The following is a 20,959-nucleotide window of genomic DNA, read 5'->3' as shown; positions in this document are numbered from 1 at the left end:
CGCCTAAATTGCTTGCAAACCCTTGTCGCTCTTTTACCATTGGGCAACCGCTGACATTACGCATCGCAGGATTGTAATATGGCTCATACGTTTACCGCACAACCGTTGTTCCCTTGCACCCAATTGCCCGCCACCTTGATAGCACTGGATGACTGGGCGCTGATTACACTGACCGGGCCGGATACCGTCAAATACCTTCAGGGTCAGCTTACGGCTGATGTGGCTGCCCTGACTGACAGCCAGCATGTTTTATGCGGCCATTGTGATGCCAAAGGAAAAATGTGGAGCACTCTGCGCCTGTTCCATTATGGCGAGGGACTGGCTTATCTGGAGCGCCGCAGCCTGCGTGACTCACAACTGTCGGAACTGAAGAAGTACGCGGTATTTTCCAAAACCACCCTGAGCGCTGACGACAGCGTGGTACTGCTGGGAGCCGCAGGCCTGAATATCCGTGAACATCTGGCCGGGGTGTTCGATACATTACCCGACGCCGATAACACGGTGGTGCAACAGCCGGGAGCCACACTGCTCTACCTCGCCCAGCCCGCCGAGCGCTTTTTGCTGATACTCAGCTCCGGGCGCGCACAAACGCTGAACGAAGCCCTGCTGCCTGCGCTTCAGGCCAATGACAGCCGCCAGTGGCTGGCGCTGGACATTGAAGCCGGGCTCCCGATTATTGACAGCACGAACAGCGCACAGTTCATTCCTCAGGCGACTAACTTGCAGGCATTACAGGGCATTAGCTTTACCAAAGGGTGTTATAGCGGTCAGGAAATGGTGGCGCGCGCCAAATACCGGGGAGCCAACAAACGCGCCCTTTACTGGCTTGCCGGTACAGCCGCTACCACGCCAGCCATCGGTGACGAACTGGAGCTTCAGTTAGGTGAAAACTGGCGTCGTACCGGAACGGTGCTGGCAAGTTGCCTGTTACAGGATGGTACGCTGTGGGTACAAGCGGTACTGAACAATGATTTGGATGCCCAAAGCCTGCTGCGGGTGCGCGATGACAGCAGCAGCCGCTTGACGGTTCAGCCGCTGCCTTACTCACTGCTGGACTAGCCTGAGCCGGAAATACACGGCCTGTAAAAGCTATCGGGGAGCGGCTCGCTCCCCGAAATAAGTGTTCATGCCAAGTGGGGAAGACCACATGCCGCGTCTGGGTTACGCCACATACAGGTAGATGGCCAGAAAATGGCACAAGCTGCCACCCAGCACAAAGCCGTGCCAGATAGCGTGATTAAACGGAATACGTTTGCAGACGTAAAACACCACGCCCAGCGTATATACTGCACCGCCAAGCGCCAGCAGTGTGATGCCTCCGGCCGAGAGTTTGACCGCCAGCTGGTACACCACAATCAGCGACAACCACCCCATTACCAGATAAGTTGTCAGTGACAACACTTCAAAACGGTGGGCAAAGGCCAGTTTAAAAATCACGCCTGACAGGGCCAGGCTCCAGATAGCAATCATCAGCCCATGGGCCAATGGCGAATTCAGCCCAACCAGCAAAAATGGGGTATAGGTTCCTGCTATCAGCAGGTATATGGCACAGTGATCCAGCTTTTTCAGCCAGCGCTTGATGCGTTGATGCGCAATCGCGTGGTAGAGCGTAGAGGCAAGGAACAACAAAATCAAACTACCGCCGTACAAGCTATAGCTGGCGATCGCAGTAGTATCCGCCCCGGAATTAACGGCCTGCACCAGCAGCAAAACCAACCCGACAACCCCCAACACAAAGCCAATTCCGTGACTAATGCTGTTGGCAATCTCCTCTGCCAGCGAATATTCCGATGCTTGCGTTTTTCTCGTCATAACTCACCTCTTCTTTACCATGTGTGAGACGTCCACCGACCATACGGCAAGCACGATTGAATACACTTTGCGCAGATTAGCTGAGAACCATTCCAGTGTACACCTGTACGCTAAAATAAAGGCCGCCCATAAATAGCCCGCATCGCAGCATATTCATCACCGGGGACATCCTCTACAATGACCGGGTTACTTACAGGAGGTTAGCCATGTCATCTGCTTTACCCGTGCTGGATTTCGGCCCTATGACCGAAGTCGTGCAATTTCTGATGGAAATCGACAAACTCAAGAGCGTTCAACGCCGTTCAAAGGTGATTGGCACTGACAGACAGGAAGACTCGGCAGAACACAGCTGGCATTTTGCGGTCGCGGTGATGAGCCTGACGCCTTATGCCGCGCCCGATATTGACATCACCCGTGTACTGAAAATGGCATTGATCCATGACATCGTAGAGATTGATGCCGGGGACGTCCTGGTTTATGACCTCAAAGCCCGTGAAGCTATTCAGCAGCAGGAACAGGCGGCCGCCATACGTATTTTCGGCCTGCTGCCACAACCTCAACATGATCAGTTTCTGGCGCTGTGGCATGAGTATGAAGCCGGTGAAACCGCCGAGGCGCGTTTTGCCCTGATGATTGACCGGGTGATGCCGGTACTGATGAACCTGCACAACGGCGGCCAGAGCTGGGTAGAGCACGGTATCCGGCTGGAACAGGTGTTAAGCCGCAATGCGTTTATCGGCGATATTAATCCGGCGCTGTGGGGTTATCTGCAACAGCATCTGGAAGAGGCGCAGGCGAAAGGCTGGCTTCAGTAAACGGGCGGCTCTGGCTCTCATGGTGAGCGGCACATCGGGCCGCTCATCGCCCGATGTCATACCCCGCGGACTCAATTTTTGGCCGAAAGCGCCAGTTTCACCCCTAATGAAATAAACAGCGCACCAATGGTTTTATTCAGCCAGAAACGCACCACGTTGCTGACGTTAAACCTGTTACTGGCTATCGCGGTCGAGATAGCAAGGAAGTGATACCACAGCATACCGGTGGTATTGAAAATCAGCCCCAGCACAATAAACGCCAGCGCTTTTTGCGGGGCCTGTGGGTCAATAAACTGCGGCACAAACGCCAGAAAAAACAGCGCAACTTTCGGGTTTAGCACATTGGTGAGAAACCCTTGCCAGTAAATCTTACCTTTAGACAGTTGCGCCGGGCGGGTGGGCCGGAAGGCACTGGCAAGCGCAGACGTTTTTGCCAGCAGCACCTGTACGCCCATGTAAATCAAATACACGGCCCCTAACACTTTTACCACCACAAAGGCGGTGGCAGAGGTCGCCAGAATCGCAGACAACCCCAGCGCGGCTGCCAGCACATGCACCAGCGTACCCGAGCCAATCCCCAGTGCCGCCGACACCCCTACGCGCCACCCGCGAGAGGCGCTGTTTGTCATTATCAGTAATGAGTCCGGGCCGGGCATAATATTGAGTACAATGCCAGACAAGATAAACAGTGACAGATCGTGAATCCCTAACATCCTTCCTCACCTTGTATTCGTTATGCCTGTGTGCGCTCACACCCAGGCGCGCAAAAAAACGGGCACCACTCACGTCGTGCCCGTTACAGAGTGTGTGTCTTTCACCCTCAAGATACGGTGAAAACTACTGATACTCGCTTACCGGGACACAGGAGCAGAACAGGTTACGGTCGCCATAGACATCATCAAGGCGCTTCACCGCTGGCCAATATTTATGGGCCTGACCGGCCGGGAATACCGCCTGCTCACGGCTGTACGGATGTGACCATTCCGCCACCAGCTCAGCCTGGGTATGCGGCGCATTCACCAGCGGGTTATCATCCTGCGGCCAGTCACCGGCCACAACCTGTTCAATTTCAGCACGAATGGCCAGCATCGCATCAATAAACCTCTCCAGCTCAACCTGGCTTTCCGACTCGGTCGGCTCAATCATCAGCGTACCCGCTACCGGGAATGACATGGTAGGCGCATGGAAACCGTAGTCGATCAGGCGTTTGGCGATATCCATTTCACTGATGCCGGTGCGCTCTTTCAGCGGGCGAATGTCCAGAATACACTCGTGCGCCACTCTGCCATCACGACCGGTGTACAGCACCGGATAGGCGTCTTTCAGGCGGGTCGCCACGTAGTTGGCATTCAGAATCGCCACCTGACTGGCCTGCTTAAGCCCCTCGGCCCCCATCATGCGAATGTACATCCAACTGATAGGCAGGATCGAGGCACTGCCAAATGGAGCGGCAGACACCGCCCCCTGACGGGTCAGCACACCGTCCATCGCCACTACCTGATGGCCGGGCACAAACGGAGCCAGATGCGCTTTCACCCCAATCGGCCCCATGCCGGGGCCGCCACCACCGTGCGGAATACAGAATGTCTTGTGCAAGTTAAGGTGAGAAACATCCGCACCAATGAAGCCCGGCGAGGTGATACCGACCTGCGCATTCATGTTGGCACCGTCCAGATACACCTGGCCGCCGTACTGGTGCACTATCTGGCACACTTCACGGATGGTTTCTTCATACACACCGTGCGTTGACGGGTACGTCACCATAATGCAAGAGAGTGTGTCACCCGCCTGCTGTGCTTTTTCCCGCAGGTCGTGCAGGTCAATGTTACCCTGCTTATCACACGCCACCACCACCACCTGCATTCCCGCCATCTGGGCTGATGCCGGGTTGGTGCCGTGGGCTGAGCTTGGGATCAGGCAAATTGTGCGCCCGCCTTCGTTGCGGCTTTCGTGATAACGGCGGATCGCCAGCAAACCGGCATATTCCCCCTGCGCACCGGAGTTCGGCTGCATACACACGGCGTCATAGCCGGTCAGTTTTACCAGCCAGTCGGATAACAGGGTAATCAATTGACGATACCCCAGCGCCTGCTCTGGCGGGCAGAACGGGTGCAGTTCGGCAAATTCCGGCCAGGTGATCGGTAACATTTCAGCCACCGCATTCAGCTTCATGGTGCAAGAACCAAGCGGGATCATCGCCTGATTAAGCGCCAGATCTTTGCTCTCCAGGCGATGCAAATAGCGCATCATCTCGGTTTCACTGTGATACTGGTTGAAGACCGGGTGAGTCAGGATGTCATCAGTACGCAGTAACGCCGCCGGAACAGAAACGCTATCGCTCAGCGCCGCATCGAGCGTATCAATATCAAGCCCGTGGTTGTCGCCCAGTAACACGGCAAACAGCGCCAGTACGTCATCACGGGTGGTGGTTTCATCCAGCGCTATCCCGACAGCGCCATCCAGATCGGCACGCAGGTTAATGCCCGCGTTCACGGCGCGGTGCAGTAACGCCGCTTTATCGGCCACCTCGACGGTCAGGGTGTCAAACCAGGTGTGATGGCGCAGGGTCATGCCACGCTGCACCAGCCCGGCGGCCAGAATATCGGTGAAACGATGAATGCGGTGGGCAATGCGTTTTAGCCCCTGCGGGCCGTGATACACGGCATACATCCCGGCAATATTCGCCAGCAACACCTGCGAGGTACAAATATTGGAGTTGGCTTTTTCACGGCGGATATGCTGCTCGCGGGTCTGCATCGCCATGCGCAGCGCGGTGTTCCCGGCGGCATCGCGCGACACGCCGATAATGCGGCCCGGCATCGCACGTTTGTATTCGTCTCGGCAGGCAAAAAACGCTGCATGCGGGCCGCCATAGCCCATCGGTACACCGAAGCGCTGTGCCGACCCCAGCACGATATCCGCTCCCTGCGCGCCCGGTGCCGCCAGCAGCACCAGCGCCATGATATCGGCTACCACACTGGTGATGATGTTGCGGTTTTTCAGCTCCGCCATCAGCGCACGGTAATCGTGCAGCTCACCCGTGGTGCCGAGGTATTGCAGCAACACGCCGAACACGCCCTCTTGTTCCAGCGCCTCGTGCGCTTTCCCGGTGACAATCTCAAAGCCGAAGGTCTCTGCGCGCGTGCGCACCACATCCAGCGTTTGCGGGTGCACATCCTCTGCGACAAAGAAACGGTTCGCCTGCTTGAGCTTGCTCACGCGCCTGGCCATCGCCATCGCTTCTGCTGCGGCCGTCGCTTCATCAAGCAGCGAAGCCGAGGCCAGTTCAAGACCGGTTAAATCCTGTGTGACCTGCTGGAAATTCAGCAACGCCTCCAGACGCCCCTGCGACACCTCTGGCTGATACGGCGTATAAGCAGTATACCAGCCAGGGTTTTCCAGCACGTTGCGCAAAATGACCGGTGGCGTCAGCACCGCGTGATAGCCCATGCCAATATAGCTTTTATGGCGCAGGTTACGGCTGGCTATCGTTTTCAGCTCAGCCAGTGCCTGCGCTTCGGTTGCAGCATCGCCGACCGCTGGCGGCTGCGGCAACTGGATATCGGCAGGCACAATCTGGCGAATCAGCCCGGCCAGAGAGTCCGCGCCAATCGCATTCAGCATGTGCTGCTGTTGGCTATCCGACGGGCCGATATGACGTTCGATAAAAGCATTGGCGTGTTCAAGTTCACTGAGGGTCTGGGTCATGGGGGGATTTCCTGCATTTAGCACAGTGATATGCCGCAAACGGCATCAAAACGCCGCAGGCACACCGAAACAGACAACAAAATAAAACCGATTGCAAAACCAGCGGGCCACTGCCATGCCCTGCCGCCATCAGGCCGCAGGGCAACAGCGTTATTCGTCTTCGTCGCCGTCTTCTTCTTCCAGCAACGCCTGGTAGCCTGCGGCATCCAGCAATTCATTGAGTTCTGCCTCATCAGCAGCTTTGATGCGGAACAGCCAGCCTTCGGCATAAGGAGCGCTGTTCACCAGCTCTGGCGCACCTTCCAGCTCGTCATTAATTGCCACAATCTCACCGCTGAGGGGAGAGTAGATATCCGAGGCTGCCTTGACCGATTCCGCCACGGCGCAGTCATCACCCGCGTTCACCGTGCTGCCCACTTCCGGCAGGTCGATAAACACCATATCCCCCAGCAGTTCCTGTGCGTGCTCGGTAATGCCCACACTGTAAACGCCGTTGCCTTCTGCCATCACCCATTCATGGGAAGAGGTATATTTCAGTTCAGCCGGAACATTGCTCATTGCCACTTTCTCCTTACTCAAGCCAAAAAATTAAAACTGAACCAGCGCCTTACCGGCGCGGACAAAATTCGGTTTGGTGACATGCACCGGCATTTCACGATTGCGAATCTGCACGGTTGCCTGTTCACCGATACCCGCAGGCACACGGGCCAGCGCGATGCTGACGCCCAGCGTAGGTGAGAATGATCCGCTGGTGATGACACCCTCATGCACAACCCCGTCGCTGTCGGCAAAACGCACCGTCTGACCGTGGCGCAACACGCCTTTCTCGGTCATCACCAGTCCCACCAGTTGCTCGGTGCCTTGCGCCTGCTGACGCTCCAGCGCCTCGCGGCCGATAAACTGACGATCTTGCGGCTGCCAGACAATCGTCCATGCCATATTGGCGGCCAGTGGCGAAACGGTTTCATCCATGTCCTGACCATACAGGTTCATGCCCGCTTCCAGACGCAGCGTGTCACGCGCGCCCAAACCACAGGGTTTTACGCCAGCGGCCAGCAACTGTTGCCAGAGGCTCACCGCCTGTTCCTGTGGCAGGGCAATCTCGTAGCCCGCTTCGCCAGTATAGCCAGTGGTGGCAATAAATAACTCGCCGGCCTGCACACCGAAGAACGGTTTCATACCGGCTATCTGTTCACACTGTGCTGCGCTTAACAGGCTGCGCACCTTTTCCTGCGCCTGCGGCCCTTGCACCGCTATCAGCGACAGGTCTTCACGCTCGGTGAGGGTCACCTTAAACGGTTTGGCGTGCTCGCTAATCCAGGCCAGATCCTTCTCACGGGTGGCGGAATTCACCACCAGGCGGAAATAGTCTTCGCGCTGAAAATAGACGATTAAATCATCAATCACGCCCGCTTGCGGCGTCAGCATCGCGGTATAAAGCGCTTTGCCTGGCTGGGTCAGTTTAGCGACGTCGTTGGCCAGCAGATAACGTAAAAATTCGCGCACCCGCGCGCCGCGCAAATCGACAATGGTCATGTGTGACACATCAAACATACCGGCGCTGTTACGCACGATGTGATGTTCGTCGAGTTGTGAGCCGTAATGCAGCGGCATCATCCAGCCATGAAAGTCCACCATCTTGGCACCATCGGCCAGATGCTGTTGATACAACGGAGTGTGGTTCGCCATTTTTCTCTTCTCTACGCCTTTCTACGTTGTTAGCCACGCGTTGTGACGCCAGGCCCCACGACGCAAACGTTTATCCTGCCGTTGAACTTACCACCGAAATGCGCCCGCCACCACACCTTTGGTCATAAGTTTATCTATATAAAATAGAACATTCCCGCCACACTTTCTCGAACCGAGAAAAGCCATTAAAACCAAAAAATGATAATAATAAAGAATTTAATTTTAATTAATTGCTATTAAATGAATATTTAATACATAAAAATTCGATTAAGAAGTGCGTTATTGAATAATCAAAAACCACGATAAATTAGATAAAGTAATGCGAAAAAAACCTGAAATTAGATTATTTCAGGTCAGTTACGCACGCGTTAACATCACCGCAGTATGACGTTTTGTGATAAGGCGCATGACTATCTTCCCTTTAGCGCCAGCCTGCCGGTAACAATGGCAACAACCGGAAGGTTCCCCCGATAAGAGGTTCACACTGGTTTTCATCAGCGAATTATTTTTATCAATGAATTGTTGTTATCAGCGAATTAGGGGAGTCAATAATGACACACAGAATGATACTCAATGAGACGTCTTACTTCGGCCAGGGTGCGATTGCCCACCTGACGCAAGAGGTGCAACGGCGCAGTTTTCATAAAGCGCTGGTGGTGACAGACAGCGCGCTGGTGGCGCATGGGGTCGCAGGAAAAGTGACCGGCCTGCTCGATAACGCCGGGCTGCCTTATGAGGTCTACGACGGCGTTATCCCCAACCCGACCATTGCCGTTGTTCACCAAGGTGTCAGGTGTTTTCAAGACTCGGGGGCTGACTATTTGATTGCCATCGGCGGCGGCTCACCGCAGGATACCTGCAAGGCCATCGGCATTATTATCAACAACCCGGAATTTGCCGACGTGCGCAGCCTCGAAGGGGTCGCCGCCACGCGCAAACCCAGCGTGCCGATTTTCGCCATTCCGACCACCTCCGGCACCGCCGCGGAAGTGACCATCAACTACGTCATCACCGATGAAGAGAAACGGCGCAAATTTGTTTGCGTTGACCCGCACGACATTCCGATGGTGTCGTTTATTGATGCCGACATGATGCGCTCTATGCCCGCCTCTCTTAAAGCGGCGACCGGTATTGACGCACTCACCCACGCCATCGAAGGCTTTACCACCCGTGCGGCCTGGGAGTTGACCGACATGCTGCATTTAAAAGCCATTGAGATAATCAGCCGCTCACTGCGTGATTCGGTAGCGGGCCACGCTAAAGGCGTTGAAGACATGGCGCTGGGTCAATACATCGCCGGAATGGGCTTTTCTAATGTGGGATTGGGGCTGGTGCACGGTATGGCGCATCCGCTGGGAGCGTTCTACAACACGCCACACGGGGTGGCGAACGCGATTCTGCTGCCGCACATTATGGCCTGGAATGCCGATTACACCGGTGAAAAGTACCGTGCGATTGCGCAGGCGATGGGGGTAAAAGAGGCCGCGACGCTGCCGCTGGCACACGCCAGAGCCGCTGCGATTGATGCCGTCACCCAACTGGCGCGGGATGTGGATATTCCGCCGCGCTTGCGTCAGGTTGGCGTCAAAGAGCAAGACATTCCGGCGCTGGCGCAGGCCGCCTTTGACGATGTCTGCACCGGCGGTAATCCTCGGCCAGCCAGTGTGCAAGAGATTGCGGCGCTCTATCGGTCAATTTACTGACACCAGTCAATTTACTGATTCGCTGCTGTTCACAGAAAAAAAGGCGCGTCCAGCCAGTCTCAGGCTTCGCCCTGCAACACCTGGCGGTGTATGGCAGGGGCAGAGCCCCGTGTCGGAGTGTCAGGACGCGTAGAGCGAAAGCTCTGCCGTGGCAGTCAGATGATCGGCGTCACGGCAGAGTGGCTCAAAGGCTGCACGCTATCGATGCAGCAGGTAGGGAACCTGTTCAGATAAGCTGGCTGATATTCACATTCTCCATCAGGTAGTGGTTATCTGAGTAATCCACCGGAATGGCGATAACAGCCGGGCCATCCACTTCCATCGCCTGCCAAAGCTTGGGCACCAGCTCACCGGCCGACTCCACGGCGAACCCTTTCGCGCCAAACGCCTCGGCATAGGCTTTGAAATCAATCGGCCCGAAGGTAACACCGGATGTACGCTGATACTTTTTCTCTTCCTGAATCGCCACCATGTTATAGGCGTTATCCACCCAAATGATGTGCAGGATATTGGCGTTTAAGCGCACGGCAGTTTCCAGCTCCATGCTCGACTGCATAAACCCGCCATCACCGGATACCGACACCACTTTCTGTTTCGGGTTTACCAGCGCAGCCGCAATCGCCCACGGCAGGGCCACCCCCATAGTTTGCTGGCCGTTGGTCATCAAAATCTGGCGGGCGCGGAAGCTGTAGAGATAACGCGCCAGCCAGATATGAAAGCTGCCCATATCCACACACAGCGTCACATCCTGATTCACCAGATCCTGCATCACCCGCACCAGCCGCAGAGGGTGAATGGCAAAGCCCTCCATGTTAATCGCCCGGGTGGCCAGTTGATGACGCAACTGACTGCGTTCAGCCAGAATCTGCTGTGCGCCTGAGGAAAGCGCTATCGGTGAGCGTAATTGCTGATTGAGCATGTCAACGGTGATGCTGATGTCACCGACCAGTTCAACATCCGGGCGATAGGCGCTCTCGACCTCGGCGGGAAGCACATCAATATGCACCAGCGTCGCATTACCGCTGTTCCACAGTGCAGGTGCATACTCAACCGGGCTGTAGCCGACGGTGACAATCAAATCAGCCTGCTGTAATAGCTTGTCACCGGCCTGATTGTTAAATAGCCCAACGCGTCCGGCAAAGTGGTCAAAATGTTGTTGATCGATAACACCGGCGGCCTGATAGGTGCTGGTGACCGGTAAACGACTCTGATGCAGCAAGCGGCGCAGCGCCTCGGCATTTTTCGGCTGACTGGCCATCAACCCCAGCAGCAAGATGGGGTTTTTCGCTTGCTTTATCAGGCTGACCACGCGGTCTACATCCGCCTGTGGTGCGCTGTTTAACGTTGGCAGCGCACGACGGGCCAACACGGCGCTGGTCACAGGCTCGTTGACGATATCTTCAGGCAGGCTAATAAATGCCGCCCCAGGACGGCCAAATTCCGCCGCGCGAAACGCATTGGCCATCACTTCTGAAATGGCCGATGACACGGTGATTTCCGCGCTGTATTTACTCACCGGCTGAAACAGGCTTACCGTATCGAGGCTTTGGTGAGTAAGCTTTAAGCGATCGGCGCGTTTCACCCGCCCCCCCAGTGCGACCAGCGGGTCGCCTTCTGCCGTAGCGGTCGCAAGTCCCGTCACCAGATTGGAGCAACCCGGCCCGGATGTCACCAGCGTCACCCCCGCTTTCCCGGTCAGGCGACCGATGGCCGCAGCCATAAATGCGCCGTTGGCTTCGTGGCGCACGGCAATGGTTTGAATCGGCGAGTCTTCCAGTGCATCGAATACGCGGTCTATTTTGGCACCCGGGATACCAAAGACATAATTCACGCCTTGTTGTTCAAGATGCTTAACAATCAGCTCCGCCCCACTCGACCAGTGCTGTTGATAATCCCTATTTTCCATCATGTTTATCCTCTGCGTAACGATGTGCTTTTACTTTGAGTCTCTGACTGGTGCACGCTCTCGCGTTAGCTCTCGACCGAGTGAATCACCTGGTCGAGATCTTCGGGGATAAATTGGCATTGAGAAAATCCCGGTCACGGGGAAGGTCAATCACCAGTTTGGCAATCGTGCCGAATGTCAGCACGCCTTCTTCGAGTTGGTAATCCAGAATATGCCCGCCGCCTTGACGGTTATCGGTAATGAAATGTTCGTGATAACCGGCCACATTAATCCCCTGCACATAAGCAGGACTACGAAAACCGATGGCGCTACCCTGACAGTGTTCAAAATGGAACGTAGGCTGTTGGGCAACCGCTTCCAGCATCGGTTTATAAGGGCGTTCCTGGCGGGGCACCGTGCGGGTTTCAACATGGCTAAAATGGCCATCTATCCGCAGGGCGCAAAACAGATTGTCGGTTGCAATAAAATCGTTAATACGCTGATGAATCGCCTCACGGCGAATGGCCTGGGTAAAACGAACCTGTTCTGTTGGCCGGAAAAACGTCATCACCGCAAAAGGCGTTTTCTGATGGGGCTGCGCCGCACGGGCGCTGCCATCTTCGCGTAACTGGAAAATACGGCTGTTAAGCGCCACCAGTTCACCATCCAGACCGTTAAATGTCCCTAATCCAAAATCGCCGTGCTCCAGCAATTCCGACATGGTTGTCTGTCCTTCATAGAGACCATTAATCAGGCCGCTCATTAATGAGGTCTGATAGATAACGCTCTCTGGATGCTGTTTCTGATGATGAAGTGCAAAGCTGGCCAGTTCCGCAACACAAGGATCGACACAGTTGACCTCTTTCATATTCTTTCCTTTCTGACGATTGGCAACTTAAATTTTTTTAATGTTTCGCTTGAATATTGACGTGCGTCACACCAAAGTTCCAATACAGAAAGGTGGCCATTTGGAGATCGAAAATATATGGAGTTACGTTATTTGCGCTATTTTGTCGCAGTGGCCTCAACCCGGCATTTTACCCGCGCAGCAGAATTACTGGGCATTTCGCAGCCGCCGTTAAGTCAGCAAATTCAAAAGCTTGAAAGAGAAGTCGGCACACCGCTTTTCAAACGCCTGACGCGCGGCGTGGAGATGACCGAAGCTGGCGAAGCGCTGTTTCAGGATGCCAGCCATATTCTGGAACTGACCGACTCAGCGCTGGAGCGGGTGCGCAGCATTGCCCGTGGCGAGCATGGAATCATTAATGTCGGCTTTTCTTGTGCCGTGACATTCCATCCAATGGTCCTCACCTTGTTGCAGCACTACCGCCAGCGTTACCCGCATGTGCGTCTGCAACCCAGGGAAGAACATATTGACCAAATCCTGGAAAGCCTGCGCAACCGCACCACGGACGTTGCCTTTGTACGCCTGCCCAGTGATATCGGCGATGAGTTTGAGGGCGAGTTGCTGGTCAACGAGCCGATGCAACTGGTTCTGCCGGAGCACCATCCCCTCAGCCAGCAAACTCACGTCACATTGAGTCAATTGCAGCGTGAACCGTTGATCATTTTCCCGCGTGAACTCTGCCCCAGCCTGCATGACATGATTGTGCGCGCCTGTTACCTGTCGGGTTACCAGCCCGCCATTAACCCGCTGGCTCCGCACATCACCGCCACCATCAGCATGGTGGCATCCGGTTTCGGCATTACTTTCGTGCCTGAATCACTTTCCAGCATCCAGACCGGCAACGTCACCTATCACGATACCGGTGAATTGCATCTGACCACGCAAATCGCGGTTATCTGGCGTAAACACGACCACAGCGCCACGTTAATGAATATGCTGCAACTGGTGCGACATCACCTGAACCATCGCTGATCAGCCAGCCTGCCTGCCGCAATGGTACGGCAGGCCTGCGAATAAATTATTTCCTGTTACCGATGAGTCAGTTATCGCTCTGCCGGGCTAAATCATGGCCTGCGCGGTTGTCTGGCATGAAATCTTATATATGATATTGGTTATCATTATCATCACGGAACCACCACAATGCTGACCGCCATGATAGCTGCCTGCGGGCTATGGGGAGTAAGCTGGTATTTCGGTAAACGCCTGTCGAGCGCCTGGGGGGTGTTGCTGCCAGCCGCGCTGATGCCATTACTGGCCTTACCCGCGCTGAATCTGACGCATCTGAAATGCATCTGCATGCTGGCCATGCTCATCACGTTAAGCATGCTGTTTCATCATCGCCTGCGCCACTACCTGCTGCTGCCTTCCTGTATTGCTCTGGCAGGCGGCCTGGCAGCACTCTCTGTCACGCTGATGAGAATAAGTTAACGGTCTTGGGTTATTGAGACGAATACGTTGATATATCGCTAACTGCGGCGCGGCAAAGGCCAGCGGTATGAATAATGAATTGAAGGGAATTTACCGGAAATATTGGTGCGAAGAGAGGGACTTGAACCCTCACGTCCGAAGGACACTAACACCTGAAGCTAGCGCGTCTACCAATTCCGCCACCTTCGCACTGTGTAAACTACGGTACTGCTAAAAGGCACTGCTTTAGAACTGACTCAATGTGTATCCCAGTGGTGCGAAGAGAGGGACTTGAACCCTCACGTCCGAAGGACACTAACACCTGAAGCTAGCGCGTCTACCAATTCCGCCACCTTCGCAGGTACTGAGTGATACAAATTTCGTGGTGATTATGGTGCGAAGAGAGGGACTTGAACCCTCACGTCCGAAGGACACTAACACCTGAAGCTAGCGCGTCTACCAATTCCGCCACCTTCGCAAACCCAGCAACATTACGTCACATAATGCCACCACGGAGGCGCATTCTAGAGATTTTCGCACCAAGGTCAATCATTATTTCCATCCCGCATCCGTATTTGCCGTAAAAAACAGCACCCGGCAAAACAGAACCGATTGAAAGCCTTAGACACGCTATGCAATGGCTGGGCACAAGCGTTGCCCGGCACCCGCCGGGCGACACGCGTTGACGTATGGATTAACGGTGTTTATGGCGGCGCAGGACGGCGCGATACACCTTAAAACGCCCGGTTTGTGCCAGCACTTCGTGACTGCCGAAGGTTTCATCAAGCAGCGCCGGGTAAGGCAGAAAGGCGTTGGCGACAATACGCAGCTCGCCTTCCATGTTCAGGTGAGAAGCTGCACCGCGAATCATCATTTCTGCGGCGTGCAGGCTGGTTTGCATACCATCATGGAACGGCGGGTTAGAGATGATCAGATCAAAACGCCCCTGAATGTTCGAATAGACGTTGCTTTCGACCACTTGCCCTTCCAGACCATTGGCCTCGAGGGTCGCCCGGCTGGCTTCCAGCGCCGCCGCACCGACATCACTCAGCGTCAGGCGAATTTTCGGCGAAATACGCGCAAAGGCCGCCGCCAGCACCCCGGCACCACAGGCGAGATCCAGCACCTTGCCACGGCGATGCGGCTCCAGCGTCGAGAGCAGCAACTGGCTACCGACGTCCAGACCATCACGGCTGAACACACCCGGCAGGGTACGTACCGCCACACCGTCAACATCATACTGGTGCCACCACTCCTCGTGCGAGAATGTTGCCTGCGTTTCCAGGCGACCGTGATATAAGCCACAGCGGCGGGCGCTGTCGATTTTATTGAGTGGCGCAAACGGCTCCAGAATAGCTTCGGCGCTGCGCACCCCGCTGCGGTTCTCACCGACGACGAAAATTTCACAGCCCACCGGCAACAGTGACAACAGGTTAAACAACTGGAACTGTGCTTCCTGTTTGCTTTTCGGCCAGTAGTAGACAAGGGTATCGCACCCGGCCACCATGTCCGGTGTCGCCAGCAGCGAAAAGTGCGCCTGCTCCCCCAGCGCCGCCTGTAACGACTGCCAGTGGTGGTACTGCATGGTGTGCACAGTGACGGTGCTCGCGTCAAAATGGGCAGGCAGGGTGTCCTGCAAGTCACCGGCAAACAGCACCCGGCGGGTAACAAATTCATCACTGTGGCGCAGTATCACTTCACTGGCGGGGGTTAATGCTGACATCAGGTGTGGCTCCTCAATAAACTGAGCGGCGATTATAGTGGTTTGTTGGCGCATGTTCAGCGATTTGTTAGCATAGCGGCGCACAATCACGCACCGTTATCTGCTATCCACACACCCTGAGCATCGCGCACGGAGTAAGGCATGACATCAAGACGAGACAGGCTGCTGGAGCAACTGGGGATAACGCAATGGAATTTGCGCCGTCCATCAGTGCTCAAAGGCGAGATAGCCATCAGCCTGCCACCTGCCGCACAGTTACTGATAATCAGCGACCCGCTGCCGGCCAACGATGATCCGCTGGTGCAAGACGTGGTGCGCAGCCTGTGCCTTAACCATACGCAAGTCGTCAGCCTGACCCCGCGCCAGGTGGAAATGCTGCCTGAACACACCCGCTGCCACTGTTGGTGGCTGGGCCTGCCCGCCACTGAACAGTGGCATGGCGTACACCTGACCAGCCCGGCTCTGACCGAGCTTTACCATGATGCCGGGGCGAAACGCGCCCTGTGGCAACAGATCTGTCACCATGAACAAGCCTTCCATGCCGACCACAACGCTCTCAATACTGACCCAACCTGATCTGGCGGCCGCTTTTGCCATTGAATGCCAGAGCCATGCCTTTCCCTGGAGTGAAGCAACCTTTGCCAGCAATCAGGGCGAGCGTTACCTCAACCTGAAACTGTGCCATGACCAGCAACTGGTGGCCTACGCCATCACCCAGGTGGTGGTGGATGAAGCCACGCTGTTCAACATCGCGGTAGCCCCAACGTACCAGCGCCACGGCTACGGGCGTCAGTTGCTGGAGCACCTGATAGCCGAACTGGAGCAACGGGAGGTGCTGACGCTGTGGCTGGAAGTGCGTGCTTCTAACGCGCGTGCCATCGCGCTGTATCAATCCCTCGGCTTTAATGAAGTTTCGGTACGGCGCAACTATTACCCCACAGCCACCGGGCGGGAAGACGCGATTATTATGGCGCTGCCCTTGGGCTAACCCGCGCACAGGGCGGGATGGCTGTGATAATTTGAAATGGAAATCATTCTCAATTAATATGCGGCGATATTTTGCGCTTTCCGCGTTCAGGAACCCGTTATGTCTGCCGTCAAGACCGCCAGCCCCACTGATGTTCAGCAGCTTTACCAGCAGCACCACGGCTGGTTGCAAGGGTTGCTGCGCCATCGGCTGGGCAACCTGTGTGACGCCGCCGATCTGGCGCATGATATTTTCGTGCAGTTACTGACTCGCCCGCGTGATTTCGACAGCCACGCCGGGGCGCGAGCCTATCTGAGCGTCATGGCACAAGGCATGTGCATCGATTTATGGCGACGGCGCACACTGGAGCAAGCCTGGCTAGCCTCACTCAGTGCCAGTGACGTGCAGGTGTCCGTCAGCGCCGAGCAGCACACCATTATTCTGGAGACGCTCTATCAGGTGGATGCCATGCTGCGCCAGTTACCGGAAAAAGTCCGCACGGCGTTTATCCTGTCACAGATAGAGGGGCAGACCTATGCCCAGATAGCCATCACGCTCAGCGTGAGTGAAAGAATGGTGAAAAAGTACATGGCGCAAGCCATGCTGCACTGCCTGTTACTGGAAACTGACCTGATGCACAGCAAAAGCCCGCCGCCATGAGCACAGCCATCAACACCACAGACCGGCCTGATTATGCCGTGTTGCAGCAGGCGGCACAGTGGTACGCCAGACTGCTCGACACCCCACCGGACAGCGAGCAGCTCGCCCGCTGGCAGCTGTGGCTTTCGCAAAGCGAGGCCCATCGACAGGCATGGCACTACGTAGAGACTGTCAGCCAGCGCTTTCAGCCGCTGCGGGGTGATGTGACCCCGCTGGCGGCACAAACCCTGTTGACTCCGGCCCCGGCGTTAAGTCGCCGCCAAACCTTGCGCCTTGGCGCTGCGTTGGCGGGCGGTTCACTGCTGTCGTGGCTCGCCTGGCAATCGCCCTCGCTTCGGGAGCCTGTACTGGCGATGGGGGCTGATTATCGCAGCCAAACCGGGGAAATCCGCGCGCTCACCCTGAACGACGGCTCACACCTGTGGCTGGATACCGCCTCCGCACTGGATGTTCGCTATAGCGCAACCCAGCGACAACTGCATTTACTGGCAGGTACAGTGTTTGTCGAGGCGGCCTTTGATAAGCAGCGCCCGCTCATCATGACCACGCGAGAAGGCACAATACACACCCGCACGCCGGAGGAAAATGCCTCCGCCAGCCGCTTTAGTGCACGCCAGCTAGCGGGCCATACCCAGTTAAACGTCTATGCCGGGCAAGTGAGCGTTGCGCCGTCACAGCGCGATGAGGCACAACGGATTCGGGCTGGCATACAGTGGCAATTTGACGCGGCAGGCAACGGCACGACAAGCCCGCTGCTCAGTGAGGATGCCGACTGGCGGCTTGGCCTGCTCAATGCCAGCGACACCCCGCTTGCGCAGGTCATCACCCGGCTGGCGCGCTATCGCCGCGGCTATCTGGCCTGTTCGCCTGACATCGCCGCCCTGCGGGTGGTAGGCACCTTTCCACTGACCGATACCGATAAGGCACTGGCGATGCTGGGCCGCGCACTGCCGATACGCATACGGCGTCGCGCCAACTGGTGGGTTACGGTTGAACCGGCCTGAAAACAGGCCGAAAACACCGATAATCGAAAAAAAACGCTGCCCGCAGTTCCCCTTTTACCGGCCTGGTTCGATTCCTGATTGAACGTACTTGATTGATTTTGATCCAGGGATACCACACACCATGACACCGATCACTTCTGCGCCAGCACCTTTGGCACCGACAAGCGCACGCCAGCACGGCGGCACCCCCACGCGACTGGCACTCACACTGCACCTGAGCCTGCTGGGCCTCTTCCTGCCCTGCGGTAACGCCATCAGCGCCGCTGCGACGGCAGCACCGGTCGGCCCACACCAGTACGCGGTGACGGCCGGGTCGCTCGGCAGTCAGCTAAACCAGTTGGCTGCCCAGATGGGGTTTTATCTGGTAGCCGATGCCAGCCTGACACAGGGTCTCAGCGGCCCGGCACGACACGGTGAGGCCAATGCGACCGAAGCCTTGCACCAACTGCTCAATGGCAGCGGATTAGTTGCCATGCGCGAGCCTGACGGCAGCTACATACTCAAAAAACAGCCTGCGCTGTCAACACAGCACGGCGTGAGCCTCACCGGTGATGAGATGTACGTTACCCAGCGCCTGAACCTGAATGGCCCGACGGAAGACACCGGCGCTTACACGACCCGCCAGCTCAGTACCGCCACCCGGCTGGCCCTGAGCCCGCGCGAAACACCGCAGTCGGTCAGTGTCGTCACCCGCCAGCAGATGGACGACCAGCGCATGACCTCGCTGGAAGACGCCATGACCACCTCCACCGGTGTCACCGTGGTGAAAGAAAGCTCTTATCAGAGCCGGTTCCAGTCACGCGGTTTTATGATGGACAACGTGCAGGAAGATGGCGCAGGCAGCTCATTTCAAAGTAGTGTCTCCGGCATGGGCTCGGCCGAGTCCTCCAGCGAGTCACCCGATTTAGCCATCTATGACCGGCTGGAGATTTTGCGCGGGGCCTCCGGGCTGTTGCAAGGCAACGGCGAGCCAGGCGGCACGGTCAATCTGGTGCGCAAGAAACCCACCAGCGATGTTCGCCGCACATTTAGCACCAGCGCAGGCAGTTGGGATAACTACCGACAGGAGGCTGACGTGTCAGGCCCGCTCAGTCAAGACGGCTCCCTGCGCGGCCGTTTTGTCGGCGTCACCCAGAAAAAAGGCAGCTTCGTCAACGACATTCACAGCGAACGCCATGTGATGTACGGCACGCTGGCCTATGACCTCACCCCTGACACCACACTCACCACCGGACTCAACTGGCAGAAAACCCGCACTGTGCCGGATCTCTACGGTGTGCCAATGTCAACCGACTACAGCAGCCTGAACCTGTCGCGCGATACCTTTTTAGGGGCAAGCTGGAACCAGATAACCTTTGAGAAAATCAACACCTTTGCCGAAATAGAGCACCACTTCAAGAATGACTGGACGCTCAAAAGTGCGCTGAACTACACCCACGCCACCGCACTGGGCCGTTTTACCGGTATTTTCGGCAATGGCACCAGCGGCGTTGGCAGCAGTGGCACCGGGCGGCTGAACAACCTGCTTGAGCGCGACAATCAGGGTGCCCAGTGGAGTTATAACCTGAGTGCCAGCGGGCCATTTGAGTGGCTCGGGCGCAGCCATGAGCTGGTCGCTGGCGTTGATTATCAAAAAGAGCACTTTGATAACCTGTTTGGCCGCATCACCGATACGCGCGTGGTCAACATCTATCACTGGAACCCCGCGGCACTGGCGGAACCGACCTGGCCGACATACAGCAACAACTACACCTATGACCTTGAGCAGACAGGTCTGTTCACCACCACCCGTCTGACATTGGCCGATGACTGGAAACTGATCATGGGTGCCCGTTACAGTCATTTCAGCTACGACAATAGCCTGCGCAACATCAACAGTGGCTCCGCCACCAACACGCACTTTAGCGCCAGTGACCAGCTAACCCCTTACGGCGGCCTGCTGTGGAACTTCGCCGGGCATTACACCTGGTATCTGAGCTATGCCGACATCTACAAACCCCAGGGAAACGTTGACCGCTATGGCAACCTGCTGCCTGCTGTCACCGGGAAAAATTACGAAACTGGCATAAAAGGCGAATTTTTTGACGGCGCGCTCAACACCTCGGCGGCGCTGTTTCGTATCGTGCAGCAAAACCGGCCGCTTGAAGACGTGAACTGCCCGGGCGCACTGGCGTGTTACCGGGCTGATGGCGAGGTGGAAAGCCAGGGGCTGGAGCTGGAAGCCGCAGGCAAACTGGCCACAGGCTTACAAATCGCCGCCGGTTATACGCTTACCAACAGCAAATACCTGAGCGCCGACGACAGTGCTCAAGGCCAGCGCTACAGCCTGAACACCCCTCAGCATCAGTTCAAGCTCTACACCCGCTATCAATTACCGGGGCGTTTTAATGCCTGGACCGTTGGGGCTGGGTTAACGGCACAAACCGACACCACCACCAGTCGCGGCATCACACAAGGGGGCTACACGTTGTTTAACGCTAACCTCAACTACCGCTATAACGATAACCTTAGTTTTAACCTGGCCGGCTACAACCTGACAGATAAGGTTTACTACGTGAACGTCGCCAACCGCCATCGCGGGGGCAACAATTTTTATGGCGACCCGCGCAACCTGATGTTGACCGCCAAGTGGACCTTCTGAGCATGAAAGTGCCGACAACCCGCACCGGTCATCGGTCT

The 20,959-nt window shown here is 56.2% G+C and carries 17 protein-coding genes, 3 tRNA genes and 1 pseudogene; 10 read left to right on the top strand and 11 right to left on the bottom strand.

Annotation, left to right across the window (positions count from 1 at the left end; genetic code table 11):
- The first annotated feature begins 78 nt into the window (after window positions 1-78).
- Complete coding sequence (ygfZ, locus tag DAQ1742_RS03390) at window positions 79-1,059, top strand: tRNA-modifying protein YgfZ (protein WP_035339865.1); 981 nt, start codon at window positions 79-81, stop codon at window positions 1,057-1,059.
- A 102-nt stretch (window positions 1,060-1,161) separates the two neighbouring features.
- On the opposite strand, the gene trhA is transcribed toward ygfZ, so the two are convergent.
- The gene (gene trhA / locus DAQ1742_RS03385) at window positions 1,162-1,812 is read right to left on the bottom strand and encodes a PAQR family membrane homeostasis protein TrhA (protein ID WP_035339863.1); all 651 of its coding nucleotides are present in this window, start codon (window positions 1,810-1,812) and stop codon (window positions 1,162-1,164) included.
- A 206-nt stretch (window positions 1,813-2,018) separates the two neighbouring features.
- Between trhA and DAQ1742_RS03380 the strand changes: the two genes are divergently transcribed.
- Complete coding sequence (locus tag DAQ1742_RS03380) at window positions 2,019-2,627, top strand: HD domain-containing protein (RefSeq protein WP_035339860.1); 609 nt, start codon at window positions 2,019-2,021, stop codon at window positions 2,625-2,627.
- Between the two features lie 71 nt (window positions 2,628-2,698).
- On the opposite strand, the gene DAQ1742_RS03375 is transcribed toward DAQ1742_RS03380, so the two are convergent.
- From DAQ1742_RS03375 to gcvT, 4 genes are all read right to left on the bottom strand, one after another.
- Window positions 2,699-3,340 (bottom strand): LysE family translocator, encoded by a 642-nt coding sequence (locus DAQ1742_RS03375; protein WP_035339858.1) that lies wholly within the window; start codon window positions 3,338-3,340, stop codon window positions 2,699-2,701.
- Window positions 3,341-3,464: 124 nt separating this feature from the next.
- A complete protein-coding gene (gene gcvP, locus DAQ1742_RS03370) occupies window positions 3,465-6,335 on the bottom strand; it encodes an aminomethyl-transferring glycine dehydrogenase (protein WP_035339856.1) in 2,871 nt (956 codons plus the stop codon).
- Window positions 6,336-6,485: 150 nt separating this feature from the next.
- Complete coding sequence (gene gcvH / locus DAQ1742_RS03365) at window positions 6,486-6,893, bottom strand: glycine cleavage system protein GcvH (protein WP_035339854.1); 408 nt, start codon at window positions 6,891-6,893, stop codon at window positions 6,486-6,488.
- Between the two features lie 30 nt (window positions 6,894-6,923).
- On the bottom strand, window positions 6,924-8,024 hold the full coding sequence (gene gcvT / locus DAQ1742_RS03360) for a glycine cleavage system aminomethyltransferase GcvT (RefSeq protein ID WP_035339852.1): 1,101 nt from the start codon (window positions 8,022-8,024) through the stop codon (window positions 6,924-6,926).
- Between the two features lie 551 nt (window positions 8,025-8,575).
- Here gcvT and fucO point away from each other — a divergent pair.
- Entirely contained in the window at window positions 8,576-9,727 is a 1,152-nt protein-coding gene (fucO, locus tag DAQ1742_RS03355) for a lactaldehyde reductase (protein ID WP_035339850.1), read from the top strand.
- Window positions 9,728-9,953: 226 nt separating this feature from the next.
- On the opposite strand, the gene alsS is transcribed toward fucO, so the two are convergent.
- Together alsS and budA are read right to left on the bottom strand one after the other, a co-directional pair.
- Complete coding sequence (gene alsS / locus DAQ1742_RS03350; protein WP_180706311.1) at window positions 9,954-11,633, bottom strand: acetolactate synthase AlsS; 1,680 nt, start codon at window positions 11,631-11,633, stop codon at window positions 9,954-9,956.
- A 65-nt stretch (window positions 11,634-11,698) separates the two neighbouring features.
- Window positions 11,699-12,480, bottom strand: a pseudogene (budA, locus tag DAQ1742_RS03345) (acetolactate decarboxylase).
- Window positions 12,481-12,597: 117 nt separating this feature from the next.
- Between budA and DAQ1742_RS03340 the strand changes: the two are divergent.
- Complete coding sequence (locus DAQ1742_RS03340) at window positions 12,598-13,491, top strand: LysR family transcriptional regulator (protein ID WP_035339844.1); 894 nt, start codon at window positions 12,598-12,600, stop codon at window positions 13,489-13,491.
- A gap of 168 nt (window positions 13,492-13,659) precedes the next feature.
- Window positions 13,660-13,947, top strand: coding sequence for a DUF1435 family protein (locus DAQ1742_RS03335; protein WP_035339842.1), 288 nt, complete (start codon window positions 13,660-13,662; stop codon window positions 13,945-13,947).
- A gap of 103 nt (window positions 13,948-14,050) precedes the next feature.
- On the opposite strand, the gene DAQ1742_RS03330 is transcribed toward DAQ1742_RS03335, so the two are convergent.
- The 4 genes from DAQ1742_RS03330 to rsmC all read right to left on the bottom strand — a co-directional run bounded on the left by DAQ1742_RS03330 (window position 14,051) and on the right by rsmC (window position 15,649).
- Window positions 14,051-14,136: transfer RNA gene (locus DAQ1742_RS03330), tRNA-Leu, on the bottom strand.
- Window positions 14,137-14,199: 63 nt separating this feature from the next.
- Window positions 14,200-14,285, bottom strand: a tRNA-Leu gene (locus DAQ1742_RS03325).
- 33 nt (window positions 14,286-14,318) lie between these two features.
- Window positions 14,319-14,404, bottom strand: a tRNA-Leu gene (locus DAQ1742_RS03320).
- A gap of 216 nt (window positions 14,405-14,620) precedes the next feature.
- The gene (rsmC, locus tag DAQ1742_RS03315; RefSeq protein WP_035345727.1) at window positions 14,621-15,649 is read right to left on the bottom strand and encodes a 16S rRNA (guanine(1207)-N(2))-methyltransferase RsmC; all 1,029 of its coding nucleotides are present in this window, start codon (window positions 15,647-15,649) and stop codon (window positions 14,621-14,623) included.
- A gap of 141 nt (window positions 15,650-15,790) precedes the next feature.
- Here rsmC and DAQ1742_RS03310 point away from each other — a divergent pair, with 141 nt between their 5' ends.
- The 5 genes from DAQ1742_RS03310 to DAQ1742_RS03290 all read left to right on the top strand — a co-directional run bounded on the left by DAQ1742_RS03310 (window position 15,791) and on the right by DAQ1742_RS03290 (window position 20,921).
- A complete protein-coding gene (locus tag DAQ1742_RS03310) occupies window positions 15,791-16,225 on the top strand; it encodes a DNA polymerase III subunit psi (protein ID WP_035339840.1) in 435 nt (144 codons plus the stop codon).
- A complete protein-coding gene (rimI, locus tag DAQ1742_RS03305) occupies window positions 16,173-16,637 on the top strand; it encodes a ribosomal protein S18-alanine N-acetyltransferase (RefSeq protein ID WP_232046585.1) in 465 nt (154 codons plus the stop codon). Before DAQ1742_RS03310 ends, rimI begins: the two co-directional genes overlap by 53 nt.
- Before the next feature lie 99 nt (window positions 16,638-16,736).
- The gene (locus DAQ1742_RS03300; protein WP_035339836.1) at window positions 16,737-17,276 is read left to right on the top strand and encodes a sigma-70 family RNA polymerase sigma factor; all 540 of its coding nucleotides are present in this window, start codon (window positions 16,737-16,739) and stop codon (window positions 17,274-17,276) included.
- On the top strand, window positions 17,273-18,280 hold the full coding sequence (locus tag DAQ1742_RS03295) for a FecR domain-containing protein (RefSeq protein ID WP_051124004.1): 1,008 nt from the start codon (window positions 17,273-17,275) through the stop codon (window positions 18,278-18,280). Before DAQ1742_RS03300 ends, DAQ1742_RS03295 begins: the two co-directional genes overlap by 4 nt.
- A 121-nt stretch (window positions 18,281-18,401) precedes the next feature.
- A complete protein-coding gene (locus DAQ1742_RS03290) occupies window positions 18,402-20,921 on the top strand; it encodes a TonB-dependent siderophore receptor (RefSeq protein ID WP_083960973.1) in 2,520 nt (839 codons plus the stop codon).
- The last annotated feature ends 38 nt before the right edge of the window (window positions 20,922-20,959 follow it).

Source organism: Dickeya aquatica, from assembly GCF_900095885.1.
GTDB classification, from domain to species: Bacteria; Pseudomonadota; Gammaproteobacteria; order Enterobacterales; family Enterobacteriaceae; genus Dickeya; species Dickeya aquatica.
This window is presented reverse-complemented; position numbering and strand designations above follow the sequence as displayed.